Source organism: Streptomyces sp. NPDC002520 (assembly GCF_053595235.1).
In genome coordinates this window covers 212,538-238,842 of the sequence record NZ_JBSFXG010000005.1, presented here as the reverse complement: position 1 = coordinate 238,842, position 26,305 = coordinate 212,538, and the positions used below count along the sequence as shown (strand labels likewise).

General features: G+C 68.9%; 18 protein-coding genes. 11 read left to right on the top strand and 7 right to left on the bottom strand.

Going from position 1 to position 26,305, the window contains the following annotated elements; translation table 11 throughout:
• Nucleotides 1-3: 3 nt before the first annotated feature.
• The 4 genes from ACWD5D_RS10945 to ACWD5D_RS10930 form a co-directional block, all read right to left on the bottom strand.
• Nucleotides 4-960 carry an ABC transporter substrate-binding protein gene (locus ACWD5D_RS10945; protein WP_451372481.1) on the bottom strand — a complete coding sequence of 319 codons (957 nt, stop codon included), beginning with the start codon at nt 958-960 and terminating at the stop codon, nt 4-6.
• The gene (locus tag ACWD5D_RS10940) at nt 957-1,502 is read right to left on the bottom strand and encodes a GNAT family N-acetyltransferase (RefSeq protein ID WP_451372480.1); all 546 of its coding nucleotides are present in this window, start codon (nt 1,500-1,502) and stop codon (nt 957-959) included. The genes ACWD5D_RS10945 and ACWD5D_RS10940 overlap by 4 nt, the downstream gene beginning before the upstream one ends.
• Nucleotides 1,499-2,641, bottom strand: coding sequence for an LLM class flavin-dependent oxidoreductase (locus tag ACWD5D_RS10935; protein WP_451372479.1), 1,143 nt, complete (start codon nt 2,639-2,641; stop codon nt 1,499-1,501). Before ACWD5D_RS10935 ends, ACWD5D_RS10940 begins: the two co-directional genes overlap by 4 nt.
• A gap of 382 nt (nt 2,642-3,023) precedes the next feature.
• Nucleotides 3,024-3,362, bottom strand: coding sequence for a hypothetical protein (locus ACWD5D_RS10930; RefSeq protein ID WP_451372478.1), 339 nt, complete (start codon nt 3,360-3,362; stop codon nt 3,024-3,026).
• Nucleotides 3,363-3,395: 33 nt separating this feature from the next.
• On the opposite strand from ACWD5D_RS10930, the gene ACWD5D_RS10925 reads away from it, so the two are divergent.
• The 11 genes from ACWD5D_RS10925 (at nt 3,396) to ACWD5D_RS10875 (ending at nt 14,498) form a co-directional block, all read left to right on the top strand.
• On the top strand, nt 3,396-4,439 hold the full coding sequence (locus tag ACWD5D_RS10925; RefSeq protein WP_451372477.1) for an amino acid ABC transporter permease: 1,044 nt from the start codon (nt 3,396-3,398) through the stop codon (nt 4,437-4,439).
• A 306-nt stretch (nt 4,440-4,745) separates the two neighbouring features.
• Nucleotides 4,746-5,318 carry a winged helix-turn-helix domain-containing protein gene (locus tag ACWD5D_RS10920; protein WP_451372476.1) on the top strand — a complete coding sequence of 191 codons (573 nt, stop codon included), beginning with the start codon at nt 4,746-4,748 and terminating at the stop codon, nt 5,316-5,318.
• Nucleotides 5,319-5,331: 13 nt separating this feature from the next.
• The gene (locus ACWD5D_RS10915; RefSeq protein ID WP_451372475.1) at nt 5,332-6,558 is read left to right on the top strand and encodes an acyl-CoA dehydrogenase family protein; all 1,227 of its coding nucleotides are present in this window, start codon (nt 5,332-5,334) and stop codon (nt 6,556-6,558) included.
• Nucleotides 6,559-6,749: 191 nt separating this feature from the next.
• Complete coding sequence (locus tag ACWD5D_RS10910) at nt 6,750-6,884, top strand: putative leader peptide (RefSeq protein ID WP_451372474.1); 135 nt, start codon at nt 6,750-6,752, stop codon at nt 6,882-6,884.
• A gap of 201 nt (nt 6,885-7,085) precedes the next feature.
• Nucleotides 7,086-8,123, top strand: a complete 1,038-nt coding sequence (locus ACWD5D_RS10905) for an ABC transporter substrate-binding protein (RefSeq protein WP_451372473.1) — start codon at nt 7,086-7,088, stop codon at nt 8,121-8,123.
• A gap of 3 nt (nt 8,124-8,126) precedes the next feature.
• Entirely contained in the window at nt 8,127-8,981 is an 855-nt protein-coding gene (locus tag ACWD5D_RS10900; protein ID WP_451372472.1) for an ABC transporter ATP-binding protein, read from the top strand.
• A complete protein-coding gene (locus ACWD5D_RS10895; RefSeq protein ID WP_451372471.1) occupies nt 8,978-9,928 on the top strand; it encodes an ABC transporter permease in 951 nt (316 codons plus the stop codon). Before ACWD5D_RS10900 ends, ACWD5D_RS10895 begins: the two co-directional genes overlap by 4 nt.
• 59 nt (nt 9,929-9,987) lie before the next feature.
• The gene (locus ACWD5D_RS10890) at nt 9,988-11,373 is read left to right on the top strand and encodes an LLM class flavin-dependent oxidoreductase (RefSeq protein ID WP_451372470.1); all 1,386 of its coding nucleotides are present in this window, start codon (nt 9,988-9,990) and stop codon (nt 11,371-11,373) included.
• 145 nt (nt 11,374-11,518) lie between these two features.
• Nucleotides 11,519-12,418, top strand: a complete 900-nt coding sequence (locus ACWD5D_RS10885; protein ID WP_451372469.1) for a TauD/TfdA dioxygenase family protein — start codon at nt 11,519-11,521, stop codon at nt 12,416-12,418.
• A 95-nt stretch (nt 12,419-12,513) separates the two neighbouring features.
• A complete protein-coding gene (locus ACWD5D_RS10880) occupies nt 12,514-12,972 on the top strand; it encodes an RrF2 family transcriptional regulator (RefSeq protein WP_451372468.1) in 459 nt (152 codons plus the stop codon).
• A 419-nt stretch (nt 12,973-13,391) separates the two neighbouring features.
• Nucleotides 13,392-14,498: an aliphatic sulfonate ABC transporter substrate-binding protein gene (locus ACWD5D_RS10875; RefSeq protein WP_451372467.1), complete on the top strand. Its 1,107-nt coding sequence runs from the start codon at nt 13,392-13,394 to the stop codon at nt 14,496-14,498.
• A 474-nt stretch (nt 14,499-14,972) separates the two neighbouring features.
• Here the strand turns inward: ACWD5D_RS10875 and ACWD5D_RS10870 are convergent, their stop codons facing one another.
• The 3 genes from ACWD5D_RS10870 to ACWD5D_RS10860 all read right to left on the bottom strand — a co-directional run bounded on the left by ACWD5D_RS10870 (nt 14,973) and on the right by ACWD5D_RS10860 (nt 26,010).
• Nucleotides 14,973-15,506 carry a VOC family protein gene (locus ACWD5D_RS10870; protein WP_451372556.1) on the bottom strand — a complete coding sequence of 178 codons (534 nt, stop codon included), beginning with the start codon at nt 15,504-15,506 and terminating at the stop codon, nt 14,973-14,975.
• 340 nt (nt 15,507-15,846) lie between these two features.
• Nucleotides 15,847-16,371 (bottom strand): hypothetical protein, encoded by a 525-nt coding sequence (locus tag ACWD5D_RS10865; protein ID WP_451372466.1) that lies wholly within the window; start codon nt 16,369-16,371, stop codon nt 15,847-15,849.
• Nucleotides 16,372-16,380: 9 nt separating this feature from the next.
• Nucleotides 16,381-26,010, bottom strand: coding sequence for a polymorphic toxin-type HINT domain-containing protein (locus tag ACWD5D_RS10860; RefSeq protein WP_451372465.1), 9,630 nt, complete (start codon nt 26,008-26,010; stop codon nt 16,381-16,383).
• Nucleotides 26,011-26,305: the final 295 nt, after the last annotated feature.

The window sequence follows — 26,305 nt, the reverse complement described above, 5'->3', positions numbered from 1 at the left end:
TGGTTACTCGTGCTCGGGTGGATTGATCCGCGACGCGTCGATCGCGGAGGCGGTGGTGCCCCATTTGCCGAGGATCCGGGCGTAGGTTCCGTTCTTGATCAACTCGTTGACGGCCGCCTGGAACGCCCTGGTGAGCGGGGAGCCCTTCTTGAAGGCGAAGCCGACGTCGAGGCGGTGGAACTCGCCGAGGAAGGTGGTCCCCGACGCGGGCTGTGCGGCCTGGTGGCGCAGGCCGTTGATGGTCGACATGATCACGTCGATGCGGCCCTGTTGGAGCGCGGTGAGGGTCGCCGCGTTCTCCGCGTAGACCTTCACGTCGTACGGCTTCTTGCCGGCCTTCGCGCACACGTCCTTCCGCGCGGCGAGGGTGGCCTCGAACGTGGTGCCGGCCCCGGTGCCGATGGTCAGCCCGCACAGCTGGGTGAGGTCGGTGACCTTCGTCCTGAGCACGGTGCTGCCCTTCTTCACCGCGAAGCCCTGGCCGTCGTTGACGTAGGTGACGAAGTCGACGGACTTCAAGCGTTCGGTGGTGACGCCGAAGTTCCCGGTCCCGACGTCGTACTTGCCGCTGCCGAGGGCGGGCAGGATCGTCTCGAACGAGGCGTCCTGACGTCGCAGTTCGACGCCGAGGACCTTGGCCACCGCGTCGGCGAGGTCGATGTCCTGGCCGGCGGGCGCCTTGTCCGGACCGTTCGGGTAGTAGGCGCCGGGCGGGAACCCGATCGAGCTGCCGACCCGCAGCGTGCCGGCCTTGCGCACGTCGGCGGGCAGCAGGGCGGCGACGGAGTCCACCTTGCGCACGGCGGCGACCGGATCGTCGGTCGGAGCCGGGGAAGCCTGGGCGCCCACCGCCGTGGTGCCGGGGGTGTCGCCGGAGCCGCAGGCGGTCAGGGCCAGTACGGGCAGCAGCGCGATGCCGGCGGCGACACGCAGCCGGGTTCTGATCGCTCGGAGGTTCATCGGTCGGCTGCCTTTCCCGTGCGTGCCGTACGTGCCTGGGCGGGCAGGTGCTTCTCGAAAGGCAGCGGGCCGATGGTCTCCGGGTCGGCCTCCGTGTCGAACAGCGGGGTGTAGCCGGTGGCCAGGTACAGGCCGCGGGCCTCGGGCTGGCGCGGGCCGGTGGTCAGGTAGATCCTCCGGTAGCCGCGGGCGCCCGCCTCGCGTTCCAGTTCGGCGACGACGCGCCGGGCCAGGCCACGCCGCCGGTGGGCGGAGTGCGTCCAGATACGCTTCAACTCGGCCGTGGTCGCGTCGTAGCGGCGGAAGGCGCCGCCCGCGACGGGCTCCTCGCGCTCCATCAGCAGGAGGAGCAGTCCTCCGTACGGCGGGGTGAACTCCTCGTCGGGGTAGCGGGCGATCTCGGCGTGAGCGTCCTTGCCGTAGCGCGTCGAGTACTCGTGGCCGAGTTCGCGCAGCAGGGGTCCGACGCGCGGGTCGGAGACCGGGACATGGAGGATGCTCAAGTCGCCAGCTGGGAACGGTGGTTGGGTCGTGGAAGTCATTCGCCCACCGCCGCAAGGGTCCCCGTCCCGCGTGCCGCCCGCTCGGCGTCGCGTCTGGCGACCTCCGTGCGCACGATCGGGATCACGTACCGGCCGAAGTCGATGGCATCGCCCAACAGGTCGTAGCCGCGGGCGGAGAAGATGTCGACGCCGAGGTCGTAGTAGTCCAGCAGGGCCTGGGCCACTGTCTCCGGGGTGCCGACCAGGGCGTTGGAGTTTCCCGCGCCACCGGTGGCGGCGGCCGTTGGGGTCCACAGGGCCCGGTCGTAACGCTCCCCCGCCTCGGCGATTGCGATCAGCCGCTGTGATCCGGCGTTTTGAGGACGTGCAGCCTCGGGGGCGCCATTGCGATGGTGCCGTACGAGACCCGCCTCGCGCCGCTCCCGGATGGCACCGATCGTGCGGTGGGCCTTCTCCCAGGCCAGTTCCTCGGTCGGGGCGATGATCGGGCGGAACGCCACCTGGATGCGCGGCACGTCGGTACGGCCTGCGGCCCTCGCAGCCGCCTTCACGTTCTCGATCTGCTCGGCGGTCTTCTCCAGGGGCTCGCCCCACAGGCAGTAGATGTCCGCCTCGGCGCCTCCCGCGGCGTACGCGGCGGGTGACGAGCCGCCGAAAGACACCTTCGGGCGGGGCTGTTGGACGGGGAAGACATCGCTGACGAAGTCGTGGAAGCGGTAATGGCCGCCCTCGTGGTCGAAGGGCTCGTGGCTGGTCCAGATCTTCTTGACGATCCGGATGTACTCGCGGGTGCGCGCGTATCGCTCGTCCTTGGTGAGGGTGTCGCCCTCGCGGCCCTGCTCGTGGTCGTTGCCGCCGGTGATGAAGTGCACGGTCAGCCGGCCCTCGCTGATCTGGTCGAGGGTGGCGAAGGTCTTCGCCGCGAAGGTCGGGTACGAGACGTTCGGGCGGTGGGCGAGCAGGATCTGGAGACGGTCCAGCCTGCTCGCGATGAACGCGGCGGCCGGCGCCGGATCCGGCGATCCGGAACCGTAGGCGAGCAGCACCCGGTCCCACCCGTGGTCCTCGTGCGCCCGGGCGAGTCGGAGCGTGTAGTCCTTGTCGAAGGCGGCGCCGGAGCGCTGGGCGGTTTCGGAGCCGTCGTTGGTGGCGGCGATGCCGAGGAATTCCACTGGCATGCGAGAGGGCCTTTCCTCAAGTCCTTGATGTCGTGCCGGAGATGTCGTGCCGGAGCGAGCGGGGCGGTACGCGGGCACGGCGACGCAGCCCTCGGCGCGGCCGTGTGCGACGGCGCGCCTCGGGTGCTGGGAGGCGGGGGTGAGCAGGTGTGACGACGCCGGGGGCATGGGCCTCGGCGGGGTGGGGCGGTGGCGGCAGCGCGTGTCTGGTCTCGCAAGACCGTCCCCACGCGGGTTCAGCGCGTTCGGCGCGTGTCAGCGCGTGTCAGCGCGTGTCAGCGCGTGTCAGCGCGTGCGTGCGACGGTGCCACGAAAGGAGGTACTCGGCCCGCGACGGGGTGACCGAGGGAGGGAAGGGCCGGTCAGACGGCCCGCTGCCGCTTCAGGCGCAACACGCGGCGGACCACACCCGACCGAAGTCGATGTGGTCACGGGTGACCAGACGCTGCTCGGCATTCATGCGATCAATTGAGCAGTACATCTCGCGTCTCGTCAACCACGGCCCGGATGCCGGACGGTCGTCGAGCGGTTCCTGTGCGGTTGACACAGGCGCGCGGTGGCCCCATACGATCGAGGACGGACCGGCGCCGCCGCGCGCGGCAGCCGCACCGGCCGCGTTGAGGGACGCGGCGATCGTGATGACGCCCGAAACCGGGCCGCCTGCCTGGTACCCGCGCCGTCTGTGCGCGAATTCCGTGAACGTGTGCCGCCGTGTGGTCACCGGCGTCCGCGCCTCCCCCTGGAGAGCCTTCTGATGGTTTCGCCGTCCGACATCACCGATCCCTCCCGCCTCTCGGCGTCCGCCCCACCCGCCGGACACCTGAAGGTCCCCGGCCGCACTCCCGGCCAGGGCCCCGCCGACGACCTGCCACGGATCGTGCCGCGCCGGCACATCGGCCGCTGGCTGACGGCGGGCGCCGCACTGCTGGCCTTCGCGGCAGTGGTCGACTCCGTCGTCCGCAACCGCGCCTTCCAGTGGGATGTGGTCGGCCGCTACTTCACCACTGCCGCCGTGCTCGACGGGCTGCTGCTCACCCTCTGGCTGACCGGGGTGGTGATGGTGCTCGGCTTCCTGCTCGGCACTCCCGTGGCCGTGATGCGGCTGTCCGCCAACCCGGTTCTGCGCACGCTGAGCTGGGGATACGTGTGGATCTTCCGGTCCACCCCTCTGCTGGTGCAGCTGCTGTTCTGGTTCAACATCGGCGCCCTCTACCCGACGCTCGGCCTCGGCATCCCCTTCGGGCCTCAGTTCGTCACCGTCAAGACGGTCAACCTGCTCGGTCCCACCCTCACTGCCGTCATCGGAATGACTCTCCACGAAGCCGCCTACGCCGCCGAGGTGGTACGCGGCGGCATCCTGTCGGTGGACGCCGGCCAGACGGAGGCCGCCCAGGCTCTCGGCATCGGCAGACGGCGCGCCCTGCACCGGATCGTCATTCCCCAGGCGATGCGGTCCATCGTGCCGACCGCCGGAAACATGCTGATCGGCACATTGAAGGGCACCAGCATCGTCAGCGTTCTGGCCGTCCACGACCTGCTGTACTCGGTACAACTGGTCTACAACCAGACCTACCAGGTCATCCCGCTGCTGATGGTCGCCACCCTGTGGTACATCGCCGTCACGACCGTGCTCGGCGCGGGACAGTTCTACGTCGAGCGCCGCTACGCGCGCGGTTCTGTCCGCACCCTGCCGCCCACACCTCTGCGGAGGCTCACGGTGCGCGCGGCCGCACTTCGCGCCCGGCTGGAGAGGGCGACCGCACCCGATGCCCACCCGACGGTCCACGGCGACCGGTGAGCCGGCCCGCAGGGCATCTTCTCCGCATTTTCTTCCCTACATTTCCTATCGAATTACTAGGGAAGTCTTGACGGCCCCCCGGCGGGGTGCGCAGGATGATGCACATGTCCCACGCACAGCAACGACTCGTTCGTCGTCGGCATGTCGACTTTGGTCACGTCGCCAGCGCCGCCTGCTGTCACGCGTAAGGCACACGGCTGACGAACAGCGCGTGCCGCTCCGCTCCTTCTCTCACCTCCCGGGCCGTCAGGCGAGCCCCATTCCCAGGCACCTGACGTCCCGACGCACTTTCGAAGGACGACCGCCATGACCACGGCACTTCCGGCCCAGGCCGCCATCCCATCCCTTTCGCCGCTCCCTGACCTGCGCCCTCTCCGCCTTGTCGGGGACCACGCGCAGGACAGCGCCGGGGGACACGATTCCGCTCCCCTCGTCGGTTACCTCGTGCTCGTTCCCGAGGGCACCGATCCCGCCGACCTCTTCGCCAAGGACGTGACACGGCCGGAGATCCGACCGGTCGCCCACACGGACTCATCTCACGTAGGGCGGACGGGAGGCGACGCCGTCCATGTCGACACCGCGCGCCATGTCGCGGAGGTGGACGGACGCGAACTCGGCCTCACCTACCTGGAGTTCGCGCTACTGGCCCACCTCGTCCTGCACCCCCACCAGGTGCACTCACGCGAGCGGCTGATGGTCGGCATCTGGGGCTACGACCACATCGGCGACGGCCGCACCGTGGATGTCCACATCGCGCGCCTGCGCCGCAAGCTGGGCGCCGGTCACCGGCACCGGATCGTCACCGTACGACGCGTGGGCTACAAGTACGTGCCCGAACAGCAGCAGAGCCCCGACACCACAGCATGCCGTCGACCTTGAGGAGACCACCGCCATGGGCGTTGCCACTGCGCCGTCCGGCCCTGCGGAGTCCGACCCGACCGGGCCCGGCCGTGCGCACTGGCTGCGCGTGGCCCGTGACACGGCGGACGACCTGGCCACGGACGCGGCGGCCCGGGAGCAGGCCGGCAAGGCTCCTTTCGACGAGGTGTCCCGCCTGCGCGAGGCGGGCCTGCTGACGCTCCTCGTACCGACCGGGTCGGGGGGAGGCGGCGAGGACTGGTCCACGGCCTACGCCGTGGTCCGGGAGATCGCCGCAGCCGACGGCGCGATCGGCCAACTGCTCGGCTTCCACTACGTCCTGTCTTGGAGCGCCCGGTTCTTGACCGAGCCCGCCCGGGCCGCCCGGCTCGAGCGACAGGACGCGGCGGGGCAGTGGTGTTGGGGTGGCGCTCTGGCTCGTCAGGAATCCCCTCTGACGTTGAGCAGGACCGGCGGCGGACTCGTGCTCGACGGCCGGCAGAGCTACTCCACCGGGGTCCTGGTCGCCGATCGCTTCGCCGTGCGTGCCGTGCGGGCGGACACCGGCGAACCAGTCGCCGTCGTCGTCGATCCCACCGAACAGGGCGTGGGGATCGACGGTGACGCCGACACCTTCGGCCAGCGGCTCACGGCCGGCGGGAACGTGGAGTTCGATGCCGTGCCGGTCGCGGCCGACGACGTCCTGTGTTCCCTGTCCGCGGACGAGGACGTCCTGTCCCCCTTGGCCGCCCTGGTGTCGCCGGTCGGCCGGCTCCTCTCCGTCCAGCTCCGTCTCGGCATGGCCGAGGGAGTGCTTGCCGAAGCCCGGGAGTACAGCCGACCGCGTCACGCGTCCTGGCACACCGCCTGGCCGGCCGGCTCCCCCCAGGACCCGCACGCGCTGACCGTCTACGGGGAACTCACCGTCCTCACCCGCTCCGCCTCCGCACTCACCGATCAGGCGCTGGAAGCCGTCCAGCGCGGGCTGGCACGCGGCGAAGACCTCACCTACGACGAGTACGCGGACATCTCCGTCCTCGTGGCCATGGCCGAAGCCGCCGCATCCCGGGCCGCGCATGAGTCCACCGCCCGCGCCCTCGATGTCGTCGGCGCCCGTGCCGCGTCCTCGCGACTGGGCTTCGACCGCTTCTGGCGCAACGCCCGGACCCACACCCTGTACGAGCCTGTCGCGGGCCGACTCCGCGATGTCGGGGACTACTTCCTCAACGGCGCGCACCCACCGTTCGTCCTGCCTGTCTGACGATGACGGGACCGCCACTGCCCGGAGCGCCGGATCAGCGGCGAAGTTCATTTCCATGAGAATGAATTGAGTTCGATCTCTCGCAACCGACCGGCCATGAACCTCATCAAGTGCGCCTGCCGTCTGGGCAATTGTGAACGCCGCACTTCCCCCGCATGTCGGTCGGTTGAGAATACGAGAGGCACAGGCAAGTGACGTTGACTCGGCGGGATTTCGCTGCGACTCTCTTGGCTGTGAGCACGTCCGAGTACCTTGCCGCGCGCCTCCACGTCGACCTGCGACGTCAGGCCAGCGCCATCTGTGCCGTCTGTCGCCGTACCCGCTGACAGGCGCAGCCTCTCGCGCTCCCTTTCTCCGCCCTTTCACCGCCGGCTTGTGCGTCAAGCCCAATTCCGCATAGACGCCTGAATCCTTGCAGGCGTTTCCGGCGAGGCCTTTTTCGTCATTCGACATGTGCCGTGCACCCCTTCTTTGGGTGCGGCAGTACGCACCCCAGCCGCTCCCTCGATCTCGAACAGGACCCTTCCATGGCCACGACGGCATCGACCCGACGCCATTTCCTCTCTCTTCTCGGTCTTTCGGCGGCGGCCGTGAGCTGTGGCACTACCGCGAACGGAGCCACTTCCGGCCAGGGCCGGACCAGGACGCTCCGATACCAGGGCTGGGCGGGCCAGGTCACCCTGCCGGAGCTGGCCGAGGACCTCGGATATCTGGGCGACGTGAAGCTGGAGTGGATCGGCAACACGATCAGCGGGCCGCAGGACATCCAGTCCGCGGCCACGGGCCAGGTCGACTTCGGCGGAGCGTTCAACGGCGCGGTCGTGAAACTGGCGGCGAACGGGGCTCCCGTCAAGGCGGTCATCAGCTACTACGGCTCCGACAAGTACGCCTACAACGGCTTCTACGTCCTTCAGGACAGCCCGATCCGCTCGGCCAGGGACCTGACCGGCAAGAAGGTCGGCATGAACACCCTCGGCGCTCACAACGAGGCCATGCTCGACATCTATCTGGAGCGAGGCGGTCTGTCCCGTGCGGAGACCGGCGAGGTCGAGCCTCTCGTGGTGCCTCCGGTCAACACCGAGCAGACGCTGCGCCAGAAGCAGATAGACGTGGCCGTGCTCGGCGGCATCCTGCGCGACAAGGCCCTGGCGACCGGGGGCATCCGCCCGCTGTTCACGGACTACCAACTGCTCGGCGCGTTCAGTGCGGGCACGTATGTGATGACCGACCGCTTCCTGAGGCAGAACCCCGACACGGCCCGGACCTTCGTCACCGGTGTCGGAAGAGCCATCGAGTGGGCCCGTTCCACTCCGCGCGAGGAAGTGGTCGCCCGGATGACGGACATCGTCAAGAAGCGCGGCCGCAACGAGGACACCGCACCGCTGAAGTACTGGCGGTCCTTCGGCGTCGCCGAGACGGCGGGCCGGGTGACCGACAAGGAACTGCAACTGTGGATCGACTGGCTGACCGAGCGCGGCGACATCAAGAAGGGCCAGGTCAAGGCGGCCGGCCTCTACACCAATGAGTTCAACGCGGCTTCTTCCGCCGCGGCGAACGGGAGCTGACCCATGCCGGAATCCACCACATCCAAGATCGTGCTGAAGCAGGTGCGCAAGGAGTTCACCGTCAGGGACCGAGCGGCGCATCAGGCCCGGCAGGGCACCCGGTCCACCGCCCGGTTCACCGCCCTCGACGGAATCGACCTGGACATAGCGGCCGGCGAGTTCGTCGTCCTGGTCGGCCCCAGCGGCTGCGGAAAGTCGACCCTGCTGGATCTCCTCGGCGGCCTCGCCCGGCCCACCGGCGGACAGATCCTGCTGGACGGTGAACCCGTCACCGGTCCGGGTCTGGACCGGGGCGTCGTGTTCCAGCAGTACGCGCTGCTGCCGTGGCGAACGGCGCAGGGCAACGTCGAGTTCGGCCTGGAGGCCACCGGCGTTCCGCGGCGCCAACGCGCGGCACGGGCCAGGGAGTTCCTGGAGCTGGTCGGTCTGTCCGGCTTCGAGGACCGCCATCCCCACGAGCTGTCGGGTGGCATGCGGCAGCGGGTGGCAATCGCCCGCAGCCTCGCCTACGACCCCGATGTGCTCCTGATGGACGAGCCGTTCGCCGCGCTGGACGCACAGACCCGCGAGTCGCTGCAGGACGAGCTGCTGCGCATCTGGCAGCGCACCGGCAAGACCGTCGTCTTCATCACGCACGGCATCGACGAGGCCGTCTACCTGGGACAGCGCGTCGCCGTCATGACATCGAGGCCGGGCCGCATCAAGCAGATCGTGCCGGTCGCCTTCGACTCCCGTACGGCGACGGACGACCTCCGTTCCAGTCCCGAGTTCGCACGCCACCGGCACGAGATCTGGTCACTGCTGCGCGACGAGGTGGCCAGGGCCCAGGAGTTGGAGAAGGAGGAGGCTTCCGTATGAGCCCCGTAACCGGCACGGCCACCGGCAGGACCACGACGCCGGGTTCCGCAAGCGCCGCCGAGCCCGTCCCGGCCGCTTCCCCTCCCCCGTCCGCATCGCCCGCGCCACCCGGCGCATCGACGTCGTACACGCGCCTGGCCCCTTCCCCGGCGGCCCCGGCTCGCAGGGCGGTGCGCCGGCTGCTGTACCCGCTGGTGAAGGGGGCGACCAAGTCCGCGGCGATCGTGGCTCTGGCGCTGCTGTGGGAGACCGCGCCGCGACTCGGCCTGGTCGACCGGACCTTCCTGCCGCCGTTCAGCGAGGTCGCCCGCGCCTGGTGGGGGCTGGCGGCCGACGGGCAGCTCGCCGACAACGCAACGGCCAGCCTGGTCCGTTCCTTCAGCGGATTCGGTCTCGCCGTGGCAGTCGCGGTGCCGCTCGGTCTGCTGATCGGCTGGTACCGGCCGGTCGCCGACCTCCTCGGACCGCTGCTGGAGGTCTTCCGCAACACCGCGGCACTGGCCCTGCTGCCGGTGTTCGTGCTGCTCCTGGGCATCGGCGAGACCTCGAAGATCTCCATCGTGGTGTACGCGTGCACCTGGCCGATCCTGCTCAACACCATCAGCGCGGTCCGCAGCGTCGACCCGACCCTGCTGAAGCTGGCGAAGTCGATGGACCTGTCCGCGCTCCGGCTGTTCCAGAAGGTCATCCTGCCGTCCTCGGTACCGGTGATCTTCACCGGCATCCGACTGGCCGGGGCGGCGTCCATCCTGGTCCTGGTCGCCGCCGAGATGATCGGCGCCAAGGCGGGTCTCGGCTACCTGATCAACGCCTCGCAGTACAACTTCGCGATCCCGCAGATGTACGCGGGCATCATCACGATCTCCGCGATCGGGGTGATCTTCAACCAGGTTCTGGTGGCGGTGGAGCGGCGGCTCAGCTCCTGGCGCGTGCCGGCGGGCGGCTGACCCGCTCGCCGCACATCTCGCCGCCCTCGTCTTCCCGCTCCCCCGATCCGAGGACTCCCATGACCACGACCAGCCCCCGTCAACTGCACCTCAACGCCTTCCTCATGAACGCCGGCCACCACGACGCCGCCTGGCGACACCCCCGTACCCAGCCCGAACGCGTCACCGACGTGCGCTACTTCCAGCAACTCGCTCAGACCGCCGAACGCGGCCTGCTCGACTCGGTGTTCCTCGCCGACGGCCTCGCCCTGTGGGGCAAGGTCCGGCACAACGCGCTCGGCGGCTTCGAGCCGTTGACCCTGCTGTCCGCGCTGGCGGCGGTCACCGAGCACGTCGGACTGATCGCCACCGTCTCCACCACGTTCAACGAGCCCTTCCACACCGCCCGCAAGTTCGCTTCCCTGGACCACATCAGCGGTGGCCGGGCCGGCTGGAACATCGTCACCTCCGGCACCGTGAACGAAGCCCGCAACTTCGGGCAGGACGAGCACCTGGAGCACCGGCTGCGCTACGAGCGGGCGCGGGAGTTCCTCGAGGTCGCCACCAAGCTGTGGGACAGCTGGGAGGACGACGCGATCGTGCTCGACCGTGAGCGCGGCGTCTACGCCGACACCGACAAGGTGCGGGAGATCAACCACCGTGGCACGTACTTCGGGGTGCAGGGCCCCCTGAACGTACCGCGCACCCCGCAGGGACACCCGCTGCTGGTGCAGGCCGGTTCGTCGGAGGACGGCAAGGAGTTCGCCGCCCGGTACGCCGAGGCCGTCTTCACCGCTCAGCAGACCCTCGCCGACGGCCAGTCCTTCTACAAGGACCTCAAGTCCCGGCTGGCCCGCCACGGCCGCACCGAGGACCAGCTGCTGGTGCTCCCCGGCATCGCCCCCGTCATCGGCTCGACCGAGGCCGAAGCCCGCGCGCTGGAACGGGAACTGACCGATCTCCAAGTCCCCGAGTACGGTCTCGCCCAGCTCTCCGGGATGCTGGGCATCGACCTGACCGGGCTGCCGTTGGACGGGCCGCTGCCTGACCTGCCCGAGGAACGGGACATCAACGGCAACAAGAGCCGTTTCACGCTCGTCGCCGAGCTCGCCCGCCGCGACGGCCTCACCCTGCGCGAGCTCATCGCCCGTCTCGGAGGCGGTCGCGGCCACCGTGTGTTCGCCGGCACCCCGGAGCAGATCGCCGACCAGCTGGAGGAGTGGTTCACGCAGGGAGCCGCCGACGGCTTCAACATCATGCCGCCCCATCTGCCGGGCGGTCTGGAGGACTTCGTCGACCACGTCGTGCCGATCCTGCAGCGGCGCGGCCTGTTCCGCACCGAGTACACCGGCCGCACCCTGCGCGAGCACTACGGCCTGGCCCGACCCGCCAACCGGCTGGCCGCGGCAGCGGCAGCGGCAGCGGCAGCGGCAGCTGTGACGGTGGCAGGAGGACGGCCCGCGTGACCGCGCTGCGGGCCGCTTCTCAGCCGATCACCCCACTGATCACCGCCCGACCGACCACCCCACTGTTCACCTCCCGACCGATCACCCCACTGTTCACCTCCCGACCGATCACCCCACTGTTCAGTTCCCGAAAGGACACCCGCGCATGACCACCACCAACGGCTTCGACATCCGCAGGATCGGCGGCCGTATCGGCGCCGAGATCCTCGGCGTGGACCTCTCCGCCGACCTGGACCCGGCCCTCGTCACCGAGATCAACTCCGCACTCCTGGACAACAAGGCTCTCGTCTTCCGCGGTCAGCGGCTCGACGACGCGGGCCAGCTCCGCTTCGCCTCCCTCTTCGGCGAGCTCACCGCCGCTCACCCCACCGTGCCCTCCGTCGAGGGGCAGCCCCAGATCCTGCCGGTCGACGGCGACGAGGGCATTCGCGCCAACCACTGGCACACGGACGTCACCTTCGTGCGGACGCCTCCGAAGGCGTCCACGCTGCGCGGCATCGTGGTCCCGCCCTACGGCGGCAACACCCTCATCGCCAACTCGGCCGCCGCGTACCGGGATCTGCCCGAGCCGTTGCGCGAGCTGGCGGACAGGCTGTGGGCCGTGCACACCAACGACTACGACTACGCCGCCCCGAAGAGCGAGAAGGCCGCTGAGCATCGCCGGCGGTTCGTCTCCCGGAAGTACCGCACCGCGCACCCCGTCGTCCGCGTCCACCCCGAGACCGGGGAGCGCGGGCTGTTCATCGGCGGCTTCGCGCAGAGCATCGTCGGCCTCGGCCCCTCCGACTCCCGCGACCTTCTGCGCATCTTCCAGTCGTACGTCACCCGCCCGGAGAACATCCTGCGGGTGGCCTGGACACCGGGCGACCTCGTCCTGTTCGACAACCGCATCACCCAGCACTACGCCCCCGACGACTACGGCGACCTCCCGCGCCTGCTGCACCGGGTGACCGTCGCGGGTGACGTCCCCGCCGGTGTCGACGGCACCCTCAGTCATGTCATCGAGGGCGACGACGCCTCCCACTACACACCCGCCGCGGCCTGAGCCTCCCGGGTCCGTCGGGCGGGGCACCGCACCCGCCCCGCCCGGCGGGCTGCCCGCAACGGATGCCGACCGACGCCGTACGGGATAATGAGCGCATGCGGATCTCAGCAAGGGCGGACTACGCGGTACGTGCCGCGCTGCAGCTCGCTGCCTCGAAAGACGACGAGCCACAGAAGGCCGAGGCCATCGCCGACGCACAGGGCATTCCGCACAAGTTCCTGGAAGGCATCCTGAACGACATGCGCCGGGGCGGTCTCGTGCTCAGCCAGCGCGGCGTCAGCGGCGGCTACCGGCTGGCCAGGCCCGCCGAGTCCATCAGCATCGCCGACGTCATCCGCGTCGTGGACGGACCGCTGGTCTCGGTCCGCGGAGTCCGCCCTCCGGAACTCTCCTACACCGGTCCGGCCGAGGCGCTGCTCCCCTTGTGGATCGCACTGCGGTCCAACGTGCGTGAGATCCTCGACGGCGTGTCGCTCGCTGACGTCGCCTCCGCCCAACTACCCGCCGAGGTATCCGCGTTGGCCGACGCTCCGGGGGCGTGGACGAACCCCTGAGTCTCAGGGAGCGAGATAGGCGGGTCCATCATACGAACACCCTCTTGGGGTGGGCGCCTCCTTCTGCCACGATCCCTAGCAACCAGGTAGGGAAACTAGGGAATGCGGGGAGGCGTGGCCATGGGATCGCTCCACCGCGCAGACCTGTCGCTGACCCTGCTGACCTCCCGTCGCCACATCGACTTCGGCCGCACGTCCAGTGACATCTGTCGGCCCGTTCGCGACCTCCGCAGCACCTGTCGGCCCGCCTGAGACCTCGGCGGAACCTGTCGGCGCCGCAGCGAATTCCGCTGGGCTCCTCACGCCGTCCGGCCGGCTTTCGGCGGCCCCGTCACCCTCGCCTACTGGTGCACGCCGCGGGACTCGCTCATCGCTCTTCCGTACCTCCCTGATCACCCATTCCCCGAGAGGACACCTCCGTGTCTGCCGCCAGACCGCTCGCCGCCCTGCGCACCATCGCCGTCGTCACGGCGCTCCCGCTCCTGCTGACCGCCTGCGGGTACGGGTCCAATTCCACCGATGACGAGAAGAAGCCCGTGGTCGCGGCGGGCGCCAAGAAGCTCTCCGCCGGTGAAGTCAAGATCGGCTACTTCCCCAACCTCACGCACGCCACCGCTCTCGTGGGCGTCCAGGAGGGCCTGTTCCAGAAGGAGCTCGGCGGCACCACGATCAAGACCTCCACCTTCAACGCCGGCCCCTCCGAGATCGAGGCGCTGAACGCCGGGTCCATCGACATCGGCTGGATCGGCCCGTCCCCGGCGATCAACGGCTACACCAAGTCGGAGGGCAAGAACCTGCGCATCATCGGCGGTTCGGCGTCCGGCGGCGTGAAGCTCGTCGTCGACCCGAAGAAGATCAAGTCCCTCAAGGACGTCAAGGGCAAGAAGATCGCCACGCCCCAGCTGGGCAACACGCAGGACGTGGCGTTCCTCAACTGGATCGCCGACCAGGGGTGGAAGACCGACGCCCAGAGCGGCAAGGGCGACGTCTCCGTCGTCCGCACCGACAACAAGATCACGCCCGACGCCTACAAGTCCGGTTCCATCGACGGCGCCTGGGTGCCCGAGCCGACCGCGTCCAAGCTCGTCGCCGAGGGCGGCAAGGTGCTGCTGGACGAGTCGACGCTGTGGCCCGACAAGAAGTTCGTGATCACGAACATCATCGTGTCGCAGAAGTTCCTGAAGGATCACCCGGACGTCGTCGAGGCCGTGCTGCGCGGCTCGGTGAAGACGAACGAGTGGATCAACGCGAACCCGCAGAAGGCGAAGGCGTCCGCCAACACGGCACTGGAGAAGCTGTCGGGCAAGGCTCTGCCCGCAGACGTCATCGACCCGGCCTGGAAGTCCGTCACCTTCCTCGACGACCCGCTGGCCTCGACTCTCACCACCGAGGCCGACCACGCGGTCAAGGCCGGCCTGCTGGACAAGCCCGACCTGAAGGGCATCTACGACCTCACCCTGCTCAACAAGGTCCTCAAGACCGAGGGCAAGGGCAAGGTCGACGACGCGGGTCTCGGCGCCGAGTAAGGACAGCCGGATGCGACAGAGTCCCCAGGAGCTGACGACCAAGCTCCTGGGGACCTCTGACTTGACCGACACGCACGGTCAATCGGCCGCTGCGAGAGCGGACCGGTAGTACTCCAGCCGATCCTCGTCCTCGTCCACGAAACTCCAGAATGTCGAACGCGGCCTCGGCGTTCCCGAACACAGCCTCGGCGTACAGCACCACGATGCCCTCACGCACCGTGGCGACGCACTCCTCCTCCAGATCGGGGCGCCCGGCCTCGACCTCGCTGTGATGCGACTCTCCGCCAGGTGCGCACCCGACTGCCCGCAACCGCAGCGCAAGGCGACCCAGTCACGGCGCCCGAGTCCGATCAGCGCCGCCCTCACTCGCGCGGCTCCGCAAGACCGGGCTCCAGGGCGGCAAGTGCGCGACCGCGAGTGCCGCCGCCTCCTGCGTACGTGACCTCGGTCAATTCCTACCTGCACCACCATTGGTCAGCCGGCGGTCCTTATGGGTGCGCTGTTGCGTCCCTGGCGTCGACCGCTCAACTCGGCGTCGAGTGTCTCCTGGGCCACGCGCATGGCGTCGGCATACACGGGCGCCTGCAGCCGCTTCCACATCTCGTCTTCTGAGACGTCCTCAACGCGGCTGACCACCCACCAGATGTTGCCGAAGGGGTCCTTGATACGCCCTCCACGCTGGCCAAAAGCGTCGTCCACCAGAGAAGTGACGACCTCGCCGCCAACCGCAACGGCCTGGGAGAACGCCTCGTCCGCGTCGACTACGAATACGCGCAACAGGCTCGGCATGGTGGGCCAGCCCGCGTGTCGGTCGAAGGCCAGCACGACGGTGTCGCCGACTCGGATCTCAGCGTGCCCGATCAAGCCGTCCTCGGTCGCCACCCGCGCGAGTTCCTCACCGCCGAACGCCTGGGTGACGAAGTCCAGGAACGCTCCCGTGTCGTCGGTGACGACCCAGGGCGCAACGGTGGTGTAGCCCTCTGGTGCGGCTTTGGTCTGCTCAGGCATCGCGGCCCCCTCGTTGCTGTTACCCATCGACAACGACGATAGGTGCGATATAGGCCTGCTCCTGTCCTATCTGATGGCGGCGAAGATGTCGCTCGGCCTGCGCGCCTCGCGGGTCCCCCCAACGCACCCCGGGAACCACCTTCAGCGGGCTCCCCACGGCCGACACCCCTATCAGCCGATGTCGACGTACATGTCCCTGATGCCCAGCCGGAACGTGACCCCGGCAAGAATTGCACCCGGGCAGAAGGGGCCCGCCGGTGAATCGGTCGTCCTGCCTCACTGACGGTGCAGGAGGGCTGATCGCTCACTGCGGTCGGCTGGACGCTGGAGAATTCCCCCCTCACTCACCTGACCACCCCTCAAAGACGGGGCCCTGTTCTATGAATTCAACAGGGAAGAACGGGCAGTCAAGCGTCCCTTCAAGGAAGCTGAGGATTACCTCCGGCGACTGTTCTTCGATCATGATGAAGTCCAGTTGCCCAGCTTCGACGATCAGGGTTGGCCAACGATCCTCCGTACCTACAGGGACCCAGAAGAGGGAATCCGCATTATCAGTACCCCCCCATTCGATCAATTCATCCGGGGTGGCACCGAATCGGCTCAACACGGACCGAATGTCGGGGATTTCCTTTCCTGAAAGAATCTTCGACGATTCGCGACTACGCGCTGCGATATTCGGCCAGATATCTGGACGCCCATTTTCATAGATCCAGAGAAAATCATTGAAACACCCGGGGCCGTAGATCTCGAGCATGGCCGCGTGGCTTGGCGGGATGAGCAAACCTGCCTCGCCAGGCAGTTCCCTGCTGCCATCCCGCCCCACCGGCGGTGGACACAAGTGGATCAGTGAACTCAGCGCACTCATGGCACGACCCTAGAAATTTGGAATGGTTTCATCGAACGACCAGCCGAAGTCGTCCACGGCTTCGATCCTGACATGCGTGGCGCGGTATTTCGCTTCTCCATAGATGGGCGTCACGCTCATGGTGACAGTATTCTTGGTTCTCCGCACATGCGCCGCGATGATGTCCTCGGCAGTCGATATGTCGCCGTTGTTCTGCGCCTTGCCCTGCGCGATGATGTTTCGCTTGTCGCGCCCATCGCCGCCGAACTGCCTGCCGATCAGGTGACCCCGGGAGTCACCGGGCCTGAATCCATCGGGCTTCGCCTTCCCGGGCTCGCTTCCAATGAGTTTTGCTGCCGCATCATCAAGGGTTTTGGGGGACACCTCTGCGTAAGCCGCGCCCCGACGGCCATTGACGACGTCCGAATATACGGGACCGCAGTTGTGGACGAGGACCTGCGTGGCCCCGGCCACCACATAGTACGTATGCGCCGTATCGACCGTCAGGTTGTAGACCGCCGCCTGCTGCGTCCACGCGCTCACCGCTTCGATCTGGACCCGCGTGCCCGAGCCGGTCCGCAGCCACTCGCCCGGCTTCAGGTCGCCGGCCTTGAGCCACTTCTTCAGGTCCTGGACCCAGAAGGGGTGGCCCTCCGTCGCCGTGATGGTGTCGGTGGCGTGGCCCTTCGGGCCGTCCGTGTCGAGCGTGAGTTTGACGAGGTGCTTCTCGCCCGTGCCCTTGATCGTGTCGGTGACCTTCTGCTTGGTGGTCCTGCCGGTGGTCGGGTCGGTGGCGAGGACCTCGTCGCCTTCCTCGACCTTCTCGATCGGTTTGCGGGTGCCGTCGGCCATGACGACTTCCGTGCCCGGGACGAAACTGTTGCCGCTGGCGAGTGAGGCCACGTCTCTGGCGGTCGACACGCATTCGGCGACCGACTCGACCTCGTCGAGGACCTTCTTGCCCTTCTCCGCCGCCTTCGCGATCTCGTCCGCGTACTTCGCCGCCTTCGCCGCCATCCGGCCGGCCTTCGCCGCGCGGACCGCTGCCGCGCCGGCGCCGCCGAGGACGATGCCGGCCACGGTCGCCGCCGCCCAGGCGCAGGACTCCATGTCGCCCGTGGTGACGCAGGCCTTGATGTCGTTGAAGCCGGTGACGTCGCCGACGATGTTGCCGACCGTCTTGACGCCGTCCCAGACCTCACCCCAGTCGACCGAGTCCTTGACGGTCTCGACGACGCTGCCGACCTGCTTGACGACCTCCTCGCGGAGGGTGTCCACGGTCTTGGCGACATCGGAGACGACCTGGACGGCCGCGCCGACGAGGATCGCGGGGAGGTTGGGGTCGGCCGTGACGATGGCCTTGGCGACCGCGATCAGGGGCTTCGCTGCGGCGACGATCGCCGGTATCGGGTTGTGCTGGGCCGCGAAGGAGGCCGCCTGCCTGGCCTTCTTGGTGATGTAGACCTTGGCCTGGTAGGCCGCCGCTGCTGCTTGTCGTGCCTTCTCCCGGGCCCATTGGGTGATGCCCGTCTTCTGGCCGACCCATTTGACGGCGCTGACGGTGGCGTCGACGACCGTCTTCAGACCCGACTTCCGGTAGATCCAGCTCGCGGCCTTGCCGGCGTAGCTCAGAGCCTTCTTGAACGCGGCCATCGGGTGGTTCCACACGTACTGCGCACCGTGCCAGATGGACAGGGCGGTCTTGGCGACGTAGTGCCCGCCCTGGCGGATCTTCTTGCCCGCCCAGCTCACGGCCTTCTTGCACCAGCCGCAGCTCGGCCAGTGGCCGTCCGGGTCGGAGTAGTCGAGCGGGTCGCCGGCGCCGTAGGCGTAGCGGTTGGCCAGGATCGAGGCGCCGGAGTTGTAGGTGTACGAGTCACGGGAGTCGAAGGTGCCGGTCCCCGGGTCGTACCAGCGGGCCCCCATGTTGACCTGGTCGGTGTCCGGGTCGGTCCAGTCACCCTGGTATCCGGCGTTTCCGTCCACGCCGGACGCGCCTGCCGCACCGGCCGTGCCGAGTACCTGGCCGAAGGGGTCGAAGGCCGTGGACTGGTCCAGGCCTGCCGCCGTGCCGTCCGTCGCGGACATGTCGCCGACGACGTCTCCGTGCGCGTCCTCCAGCGTGAGCCGGGCCGTGCCGCCGTTCTCGGCGACCGCCATGAGCTCGTCCGACGCGCCGCGGCCGTACGTGGAGGTCTGGTCCTTGACCGGGTCGGGTGCGAAGCCGTCGTAGGAGAAGTCCACGCCGTTGCGGGCCGAGACGCGGTCCAGCGAGTCGTACGTGTACTCCGTTCCGGACTCGCCCGCCTTCACCATCCGGTCGAAGGCGTCGAAGGTGAACTGCTCGGTCAGACCGGAGCTGGTGCGTGAGGCGAGCGTGCCGCGCGACGTGTAGTCGTAGGTGTAGTCGCCGTCGGACAGCAGCCGGTCGCGCTCGTCGAAGGCGGCGGTCTTGCCGCCGTTCTTCACGCGGTTGCCGCTGTCGTCCCAGCCGTAGTCGGTTCTCGTGCCGTCGGCCGTCCAGGAGGTGAGGCGGCCGGCGTCGTCGTAACCGTAGGTGTTGGTCCCGGCCTTGGCGGTGCCGGTCGTGGTCTTGGACGTCAGATGGTCGTCGGTGTCGTAGCCGTAGTCGGTCGACGCCATCGTCTGGCCGGTGCTGTTCTTCAGGGAGTCGGTGTCGAGCCGGCCCAGGTCGTCGTAGGTGAAGGTGCGGGACTGCCCCGCGCTGTAGTCGACCTTCTTGACCGCGCCCGAGCCGTCGTAGGTGTAGGTCTGGCGCACGCCGGTGAGCGGGTCGGTCGCCGAGTTCAGCTGCTGCTTGACGTAGCCGAAGCCGGCGGTGCCGGACGCGTCGGTGCGGCTGGTGAGCAGGCCGTCGCTGTCGTACTGGTACGTGGCGTCGCCGGAGGGGCCGGCAGCCGTCAGCAGGGCACCCCGGTCGTTGTACTCGTAGGTGTTGTCGCCCTTCGGGGAGGAGGCCTTGACCAGCCGGCCCGCCGGGTCGTACTGGAACCGCTTCTCCGCGGTGGCCACGTCGGCGCCCGTGCCGGTCTCGTGGACCAGCTGCCCGGCCTTGTCGTACTCGCGCTCGCGGACCACGTTGCCCGGTGCGCTGAGCTTCACGGGCTCGCCGACGGCGTCGTAGGCGGTCGTCCAGGTGCGGGCCGCCGCCGACGGGTCGCGCGCGGTCGACGGTTCGATCACCGACTCGGCCAGGCCGAGCGTGTTGACCGTGTAGATCGTCGAGTTGCCGCGGCCGTCCGTGTAACGGGTGCGGTTGCCGAGCGCGTCGTAGCCGAAGGACGTGGTGATGGACTTGGTGTCGGAGACCGGCTCGGTCTGGCCGGTCATCCGGTTGAGGGCGTCGTACCTGTACGTCGTCGTGCGGTTCAGCGGGTTGGTCGAGGTGACCAGGTTGCCCGCCTTGTCGTAGGTGTAACTGACCTTGCGCAGCTGGCTGTTGACCGGGTCCAGGTCCTGGTCCTGGACGAGCTGGCCGAGCTGGTCGTAGATCTTCGCCGAGGTGCGGCCCATGCCGTCCGTGCGGCGCACCTCACGGCCCGAGGCGTCGTAGCCGAACTGGGTGGCGACGCCGCTGGCCTCCTGCAGCCTGGTCATCTGGCCGAGGCCGTCGTAGGTGTACTGGCTGACGGCGCCGCTCGGTGAGGTCTGCTTGACCACGTTGCCCGCGTCGTCGTACTCGTTGCGGGTGGTGAACGCGCCGGGCTGGGGCTTGCGTTCGATCTGGGTGATGGTGACCGGGCGGTCCAGGTCGTCGTAGGTCGTCTCGGCGCGGGCGCCGTTCGGGTCCGTGACCGACAGCACCTCGCCGGTGCGGGTGTACGTGTACGTCCACTGGCCCCGCTCGTCGCCCGTGCCGACGGGCACGTCCTTCACGGTGACCCGGTTCTCGCGGTCGTACTGGTACTTGGTCACGCGGCCGAGCGGGTCGGTCGTCTCGGTGACGTTGCCGAGCGCGTCGTAGGTGTTGGTGACGGTCGGGGCGACGGTCTCGGTGGAGCCCGGCGCGGTGTAGGAGGGCGCCGTCCGGGTGACGGGGCGGCCCAGCCGGTCGTAGGCGGTGCGGTTGACGTTGCCGAGCGCGTCGACCGACTCCGTGACGGCGCCGAAGGTGTCGTAGCCGGTGAAGGTGACGGGCCGGGTGGTGGCGGGAGTGCCGCCACCGGACTCGGTCTGGACGGAGGGCGCGGTGACGGAGGCCGGCCGGCCGAGCTCGTCGTAGGTGTAGTCGGTCCTGTTGCCGGCCGGGTCCGTCGTGGAGGTGATGAGCCCGCGGTCGTCGTAGGTGCGGGCGGTGGTACGGGAGTCGGTGCCGTTGTCGACCGTCTCCTTCAGCGCGTTGCCCGCGTCGTCGTACTCGTAGCTGACGGAGTCACCGCTGACGCTCACCGGCCAGGGGACGTTGGAGGGCGAGCCGCTGGAGGCGGTCGTCAGCACGTTGCCGTCCAGGTCGTACGTGTACGTCGTACGCCGCGCCAGCCCGTTCGGGTCCATGACCTCGGACTTCACCCGGCCGACCGCGTCGTAGGTGTACGCGGTGTCGAGCGTGCCGTTGGCGGTCGTCTCGGCGAGGACGTTGCCGGCGCCGTCGTAGGTGTCGGACTCCACGACGACGTCGCGCTTGGTGCCGTCGGGGTTGTGGAAGTCCTTGAGCGTGATCGACTTGACCAGGTCGTCGCCGTAGTACTGGTAGACCAGCGAGCGGCCCATCGAGTCGGTGTGCCGGGCGAGCCGGCCGCCCATGTCGTACGCGTAGGACTGCAGGACGGTGTAGTTGTCGTCGCCCCCGTCGTCGTCCCAGTCGCGCAGCCGGGTCTCGGCCATCATGTTGCGCGCGGTGTAGACGTAGTCGAAGTGGTTGCCGTTCGCGTCCACCATCGAGGTCTTGTTGCCGAAGACGTCGTAGGTGTACGTGGTCTCGTCGCCCTCGGCGTCGGTGGCCCGCTCCGGGCGGCCGTGGTCGTCGAGGTCGAAGGTCATCGCCCGCGCGGCGTCGCCGCCCAGCAGGTCGCTGACCTCGGTGCGCACCACGTTGCCGTCGGCGTCGTAGTCCGTGGTGGTCCGCTGCTGGTGCTTGCCGGACGTGACGGCGTTGGTCGCGGCCGGGTCGGTGAGGGTGTGGACGCGCGACAGCTTGTCGTAGGTGAAGGTCGACGTCGTGCCGGCCGGCTGGGCGTCCGTGACGACGGTCTCGGTGAGCTTGCGGCCCAGGGCGTCGTACGTGTACTTGGCGACGCTCCCGGACGGCTCGGTCACCCAGGCCAGGTCACCGTTCTTGTAGTACTGGTAGCGGGTGACCTTCCCGCGCGGGTCGGCGGTGGTCAGCGGCAGCCCGGTGGGCGTGTTGCCGCCGCCGATGGCCGGTTCGGCGCCGGTCGTGTACGTGTTCCTGACCGTGCCGCCGTCGGGTGCGATCTGGGTGAGCAGCGCGCCGCTGGTGTTGTACGTGTACTGGGTGCGGAAGCGGTTGTCGGTGGGGCCGAAGGAGCGTCCGTCCCGGGTCTCGGACGGCTGGTCGGCGCGCAGGTCGAAGTCGCCGGCCGGCGTCGGGTAGGTGGTGTACGAGGTCTGGCAGTCGCCGGCCGCACGGCAGGTCGTCCGGCTGGTCACATTGCCGCGGTCGTCGTAGCCGAGGGTGACCTTGTCGCCGTTCTCGCTGGTGATCCCGGTCTGGAAGCCGTTGTCGTCGTACTCGAAGGAGCGGATGGCGACTCCGTCGACGTCGTACCGGATGAAGTCCGGCCCGTCGCCGCCGCTGCCGGGCGGATTGGTGCAGAAGGCCGGGTCGCCCGGGTCGGGCTGGGTGCAGATCTGCCCGGGATCGGTCGGCGACGGGGACGGGGCCTCGGTGACGGACTCGCGGGCGCCGAGCGCCATCGGCTCGCCGTAGCGCAGCAGCCGCGAGGACAGACCGTCGTACTCGTAGAAGTACGGGGCGTCCATCGGGTCGCGGACCTCGACGGTGCGGCGCAGGTCCTTGTCGTTGCCGAAGACGGCCGGCGTGCCGATCTTCCAGGTGCCGCCGTTGCGGTCGGTGTACTCCTGGACGCGGTCGCGGGTGGTGTCGTACTGGACCTCGGAGGCGGTGCGGCCGCTCGGCAGCGTCGTCTTCGTCAGGACGTCGGCGGTGCGGCCGCCCTCGCGGTAGTGGGCGGCGACGGCCGAGGTGCCCAGCGGGTGGTGGTAGACGGCGACGTCGTCGATGGTGCCCGTGAAGGACTTGGCGGCGGTGGAGCCCCAGCCCGGCCAGGAGGCGGGGGTGGTGGCGGTGGCGGCGCCGATCTGGTTGTAGGTGAGGGTGGTCTGCAGCGGCTGCTTGCCCGCGATGGTCCCGGAGAGCTTGCCGTCCAGGTAGAGGCTCTGGGTGGAGCCGGACATCGACAGCGCCGCGTGGTGCCACTGGCCGTCGTTGACGTTCTTGGTGATGTCGGTGATCGGTTCGACCGTGCCGGTCCAGAACTGGCCGTGCAGCTTTCCGTCGGTGCCGACGTAGAGCATCGGGACACCGGTGCCGGGCGTGGTGCCCCAGGCCTTGTCCTGGTAGCCGACCAGCGGGCCGCCGACGCCGCCGGCGATGGTCTTGAACCACACCTCGACGGAGGCGTCGCGGCTCTTCTTCAGCGTGCCGGAGGGCAGGTCGACGCGCGAGGTGGAGCCGTTGAAGCTCGCGGCGGTGTCGGGGTCGCCGGTGATCGCGCCGACGGCCTTCAGGGTGACGTTCTGGTAAGTGCCGCGGTCCTTGCCGAGGTTGGCCTCGTTGGCGCTGCTCGCCGCGGTGCCCTCCTCCTCGCCGAGGCGCCAGTAGGACTCGGGCCGGGAGTCGAGCACGGTGGTGCGGTAGTGGCTGCCGGCTCCGTAGTAGTACTGGATGCAGCCGTTCAGCGGGTCGCAGACCTTGTCCAGCAGATCGCCGACGTAGCTGTACGCCCAGGCCAGCGGGGCGCCGTCGACGGCGGTCGTCTGGACCCTGGTGACGTGCGCGCCGGTCCAGGTGAAGGACAGGGTGCGGGCGGTGCGGTTGTTCGTCGCCGTCGAGAGCTTCCCGGCGCTGTAGGTGTAGGTGACCGAGTTGGAGAACTGGTCGGTGATCTTGGCGAGCAGGCCGGACGAGCTGAAGTCGTACGTCGTACCGGACTTGTCCTGCAGCCGGTAGGTGCCGGCCGTCGAGTCGAACGTCAGCTTGGCGAAGCGGCCGGGCGGCGGGGCGAACGTCCCGTCCGCGTTCTTGCCGAAGCGGACGTCCTGGCCGTCGGGATAGCGGATGACGACGTTGCCGCTGCCGTCGTCGTCCGGGGTGAGCCGCATGTCGTAGCGGGTCGTCCAGCCTGCGCCGAAGGCGAGGTCACGCCGCGGGTCGAGGCTGTTGTACGTACGGATGAGCGTCAGGTCCGGACCGACACCGGCGACGGACGCGTCGGAGGCGCTGGACGTGAAGTTGCCGACGTTCGGGTCGAACTCCTTGCCCTGGGCCTGGGAGAGCCGTGAGGTGATCTCGGGCTGCGGAACGGTGGCGACCAGGGCCACCTGCGCGGTGGGGACCTCGTTGGACGCGTCCTTGACGAAGCCGCGCCACAGATAGGTCTTGCCCCACTTCAGCCGGCCGGAGGGGATCGGGTAGGCCGAACTCGTCTGGTAGGCCGAGGTCGTACAGCCGGCCGGCTTGCCGTCCTTGTCCGACTCGCAGATCTCGAACTTGTACTGCAGCGAGGAGCCGGGGGGCGCGTCGATGTCGACGCCGGCCGCCCACAGCTGCGGGGTCAGGGTCTGGGCCTGGTAACCGTTGGGCGGGAACTGCTCCTTGACCACCGGGGCGATGTCGAAGACCTGGATGGTCAGCCGGCCCGGCGGCACCTGCTCGTCCGTGAAGACCTTGCCGCCCTGGCGCACCATCGTGAAGTCGAGCATGTAGACGCCCGGCGGGAGCGCCTTGATGGTGGCGTCGACCGTCGCCTTGGCACCGTGGGCCACGCTGCCGGTGAGGCTGCCCGCACGCTGCTGCGTGACGAGCTTGCCCTTCTTGTCGTAGGCGCGGTAGGCGAGGTAGTAGGTGGACGGCGTCCAGGTCTCGGCGCCCTTGTTGGTGACGGAGACCTGGACCTTCCCGGCCTGGTTCTGCAGCACCGGCGGCTCGGGGACGGGCTTGGGGAAGCTGTAGGACGCGTTGTACGGGGAGTGGGTGACGAACAGCTTGGGCGGGTTGGCCGAGGCGTGGCCGGTGAACTTCTTGAACGCGAGCGAGTCGGTGGCGGAAGCACGCAGCGACAGGCCGTAGTTGGCCTGGGTGCCGTTGACCCAGCGCTGGACCAGGTCGCGGCCGCCCTTGCCGAGGTCGAAGAGCTCACCGGCGGTGGGGCAGGCGGACTGCGACTGGCCGAAGCCGATGTAGCCGTATGCGAAGGACTTCGACGCGAGGGCGCCGCCGACGGCGGGGCCGGGGTAGGCGGTGCCGGTACCGGCGGTCCACGACCCGGTCACGGGATGGACGGAGACGGAACGCGGCTTGCAGGAGGCCGAGTCGAAGTTCACGACCTGGAGCTGCACACCGAAGATCTGGTGGTACCTCAGCTCCTCGTCGAGGCCGGGGAAGCCGAGGTAGGCAGCGGACGCGCCGTCCGGCCCCTTGCCGACCTGCAGTTCGGTGGAGCCGACGACGGAACCGCCGCTGCGGACCGTCATGGAGGTGGACGCGGACGTGGTGTCGACGGAGGGGTCGATAAGGACGGGGAAGGCGCGGGCCGGGTCGGCGAGCCATTCCCGGTCGGCGGTCACCTTCAGTGCCTGGCCGCCGTCCTGCTGGACGAGTTCGTACGTCACGGCGTGCGAGACGGACTGTGCGGCGTCCTCCATGAACCCGGCCGGAATCACGGCACGGGTGCGGCCCTTGGCGTCGGTCAGCAGGATCGATGCGCCGTCGGCCTTGGCGGTGAGGCCCTTGAGGTGCAGCGGGAAGAGGAAGCTGTTCGGGGCCTCGGCGGACTTCAGGACAAGGGTCTCCTTGGCCCCGCCGGCCTGTGAGTCGAGCCAGAGGTCGGTCTCGGGGAGCACCTGCCCGTAGCTGACGCGGGCGCCGTCCGCCTTGCCGGCCGCGGAGGCGGCACCGCTCAGCCCGTACCCGAAGGACTCGCCGGACGGCAGCGTGACGGAGGTGAGTTCACCGGCGTCGGCCCGGTCGGCGAAGCGCACGTCCACGGAGTCGGCGGTGTTGGCCCAGCCGCCGCCCTGCTCGACGAGGGAGCTGTCGATGCCCCGCCAGACTCCGTGCTCGTCACGGTAGTTGAGGGGACTGGTGGAGATCTCCGTGGTGCGGGTGCCGTCGTCGTTGGCGTACGTACGGCTGTGGGCGTCCCGCTGCGAGAAGATCTCCTTGCTCTTCTCGCGGTCGAAGCCCTTGACCTTCGTGCGCGGCGGGTCGGTGACCTCGACCTTGTTCTTGCGCACCGCGGGCCGGGCGGCGGAGGCGCCCTTCAGCGGGTACTTGGCCCGCAGGGACCGCGGTGCGTCGTCGTTGCGCCCGCGGACCACCTCGTGACCGCGTCCCTCGGCACTGCCCCAGCTCTGGGCAGGGCCTTTCGCGGGGGCCGGGTCACCGGGGAAGAACAGGATCCCGACGTCGGCGACGGCGAGCGCGCCGACAGCCATGACCGTCGCAACAGCAAGCGCGACGGCTCGGCTCCAGCGATGACGGAGCAGTCCAGCCGTCAGGAATTTGCGCGCGCGTATCCGATACACCGGCACAGTCCCCCCACAGAAAGCACAGAGATTTGAAGGGATCTTGACGGTTCACCGGCAGCCTTGTCGACCACTCACCCACACCATTCATCGGGGCGTTACCTTTCCGTGATCACCCTCCCGGCCGGTGAACACGGCTCCTTCCAGGGCGACTTGTGCCGCGACCCCGCCACATGAAACAGAAGACCCCATCTCCCGCTCAAAA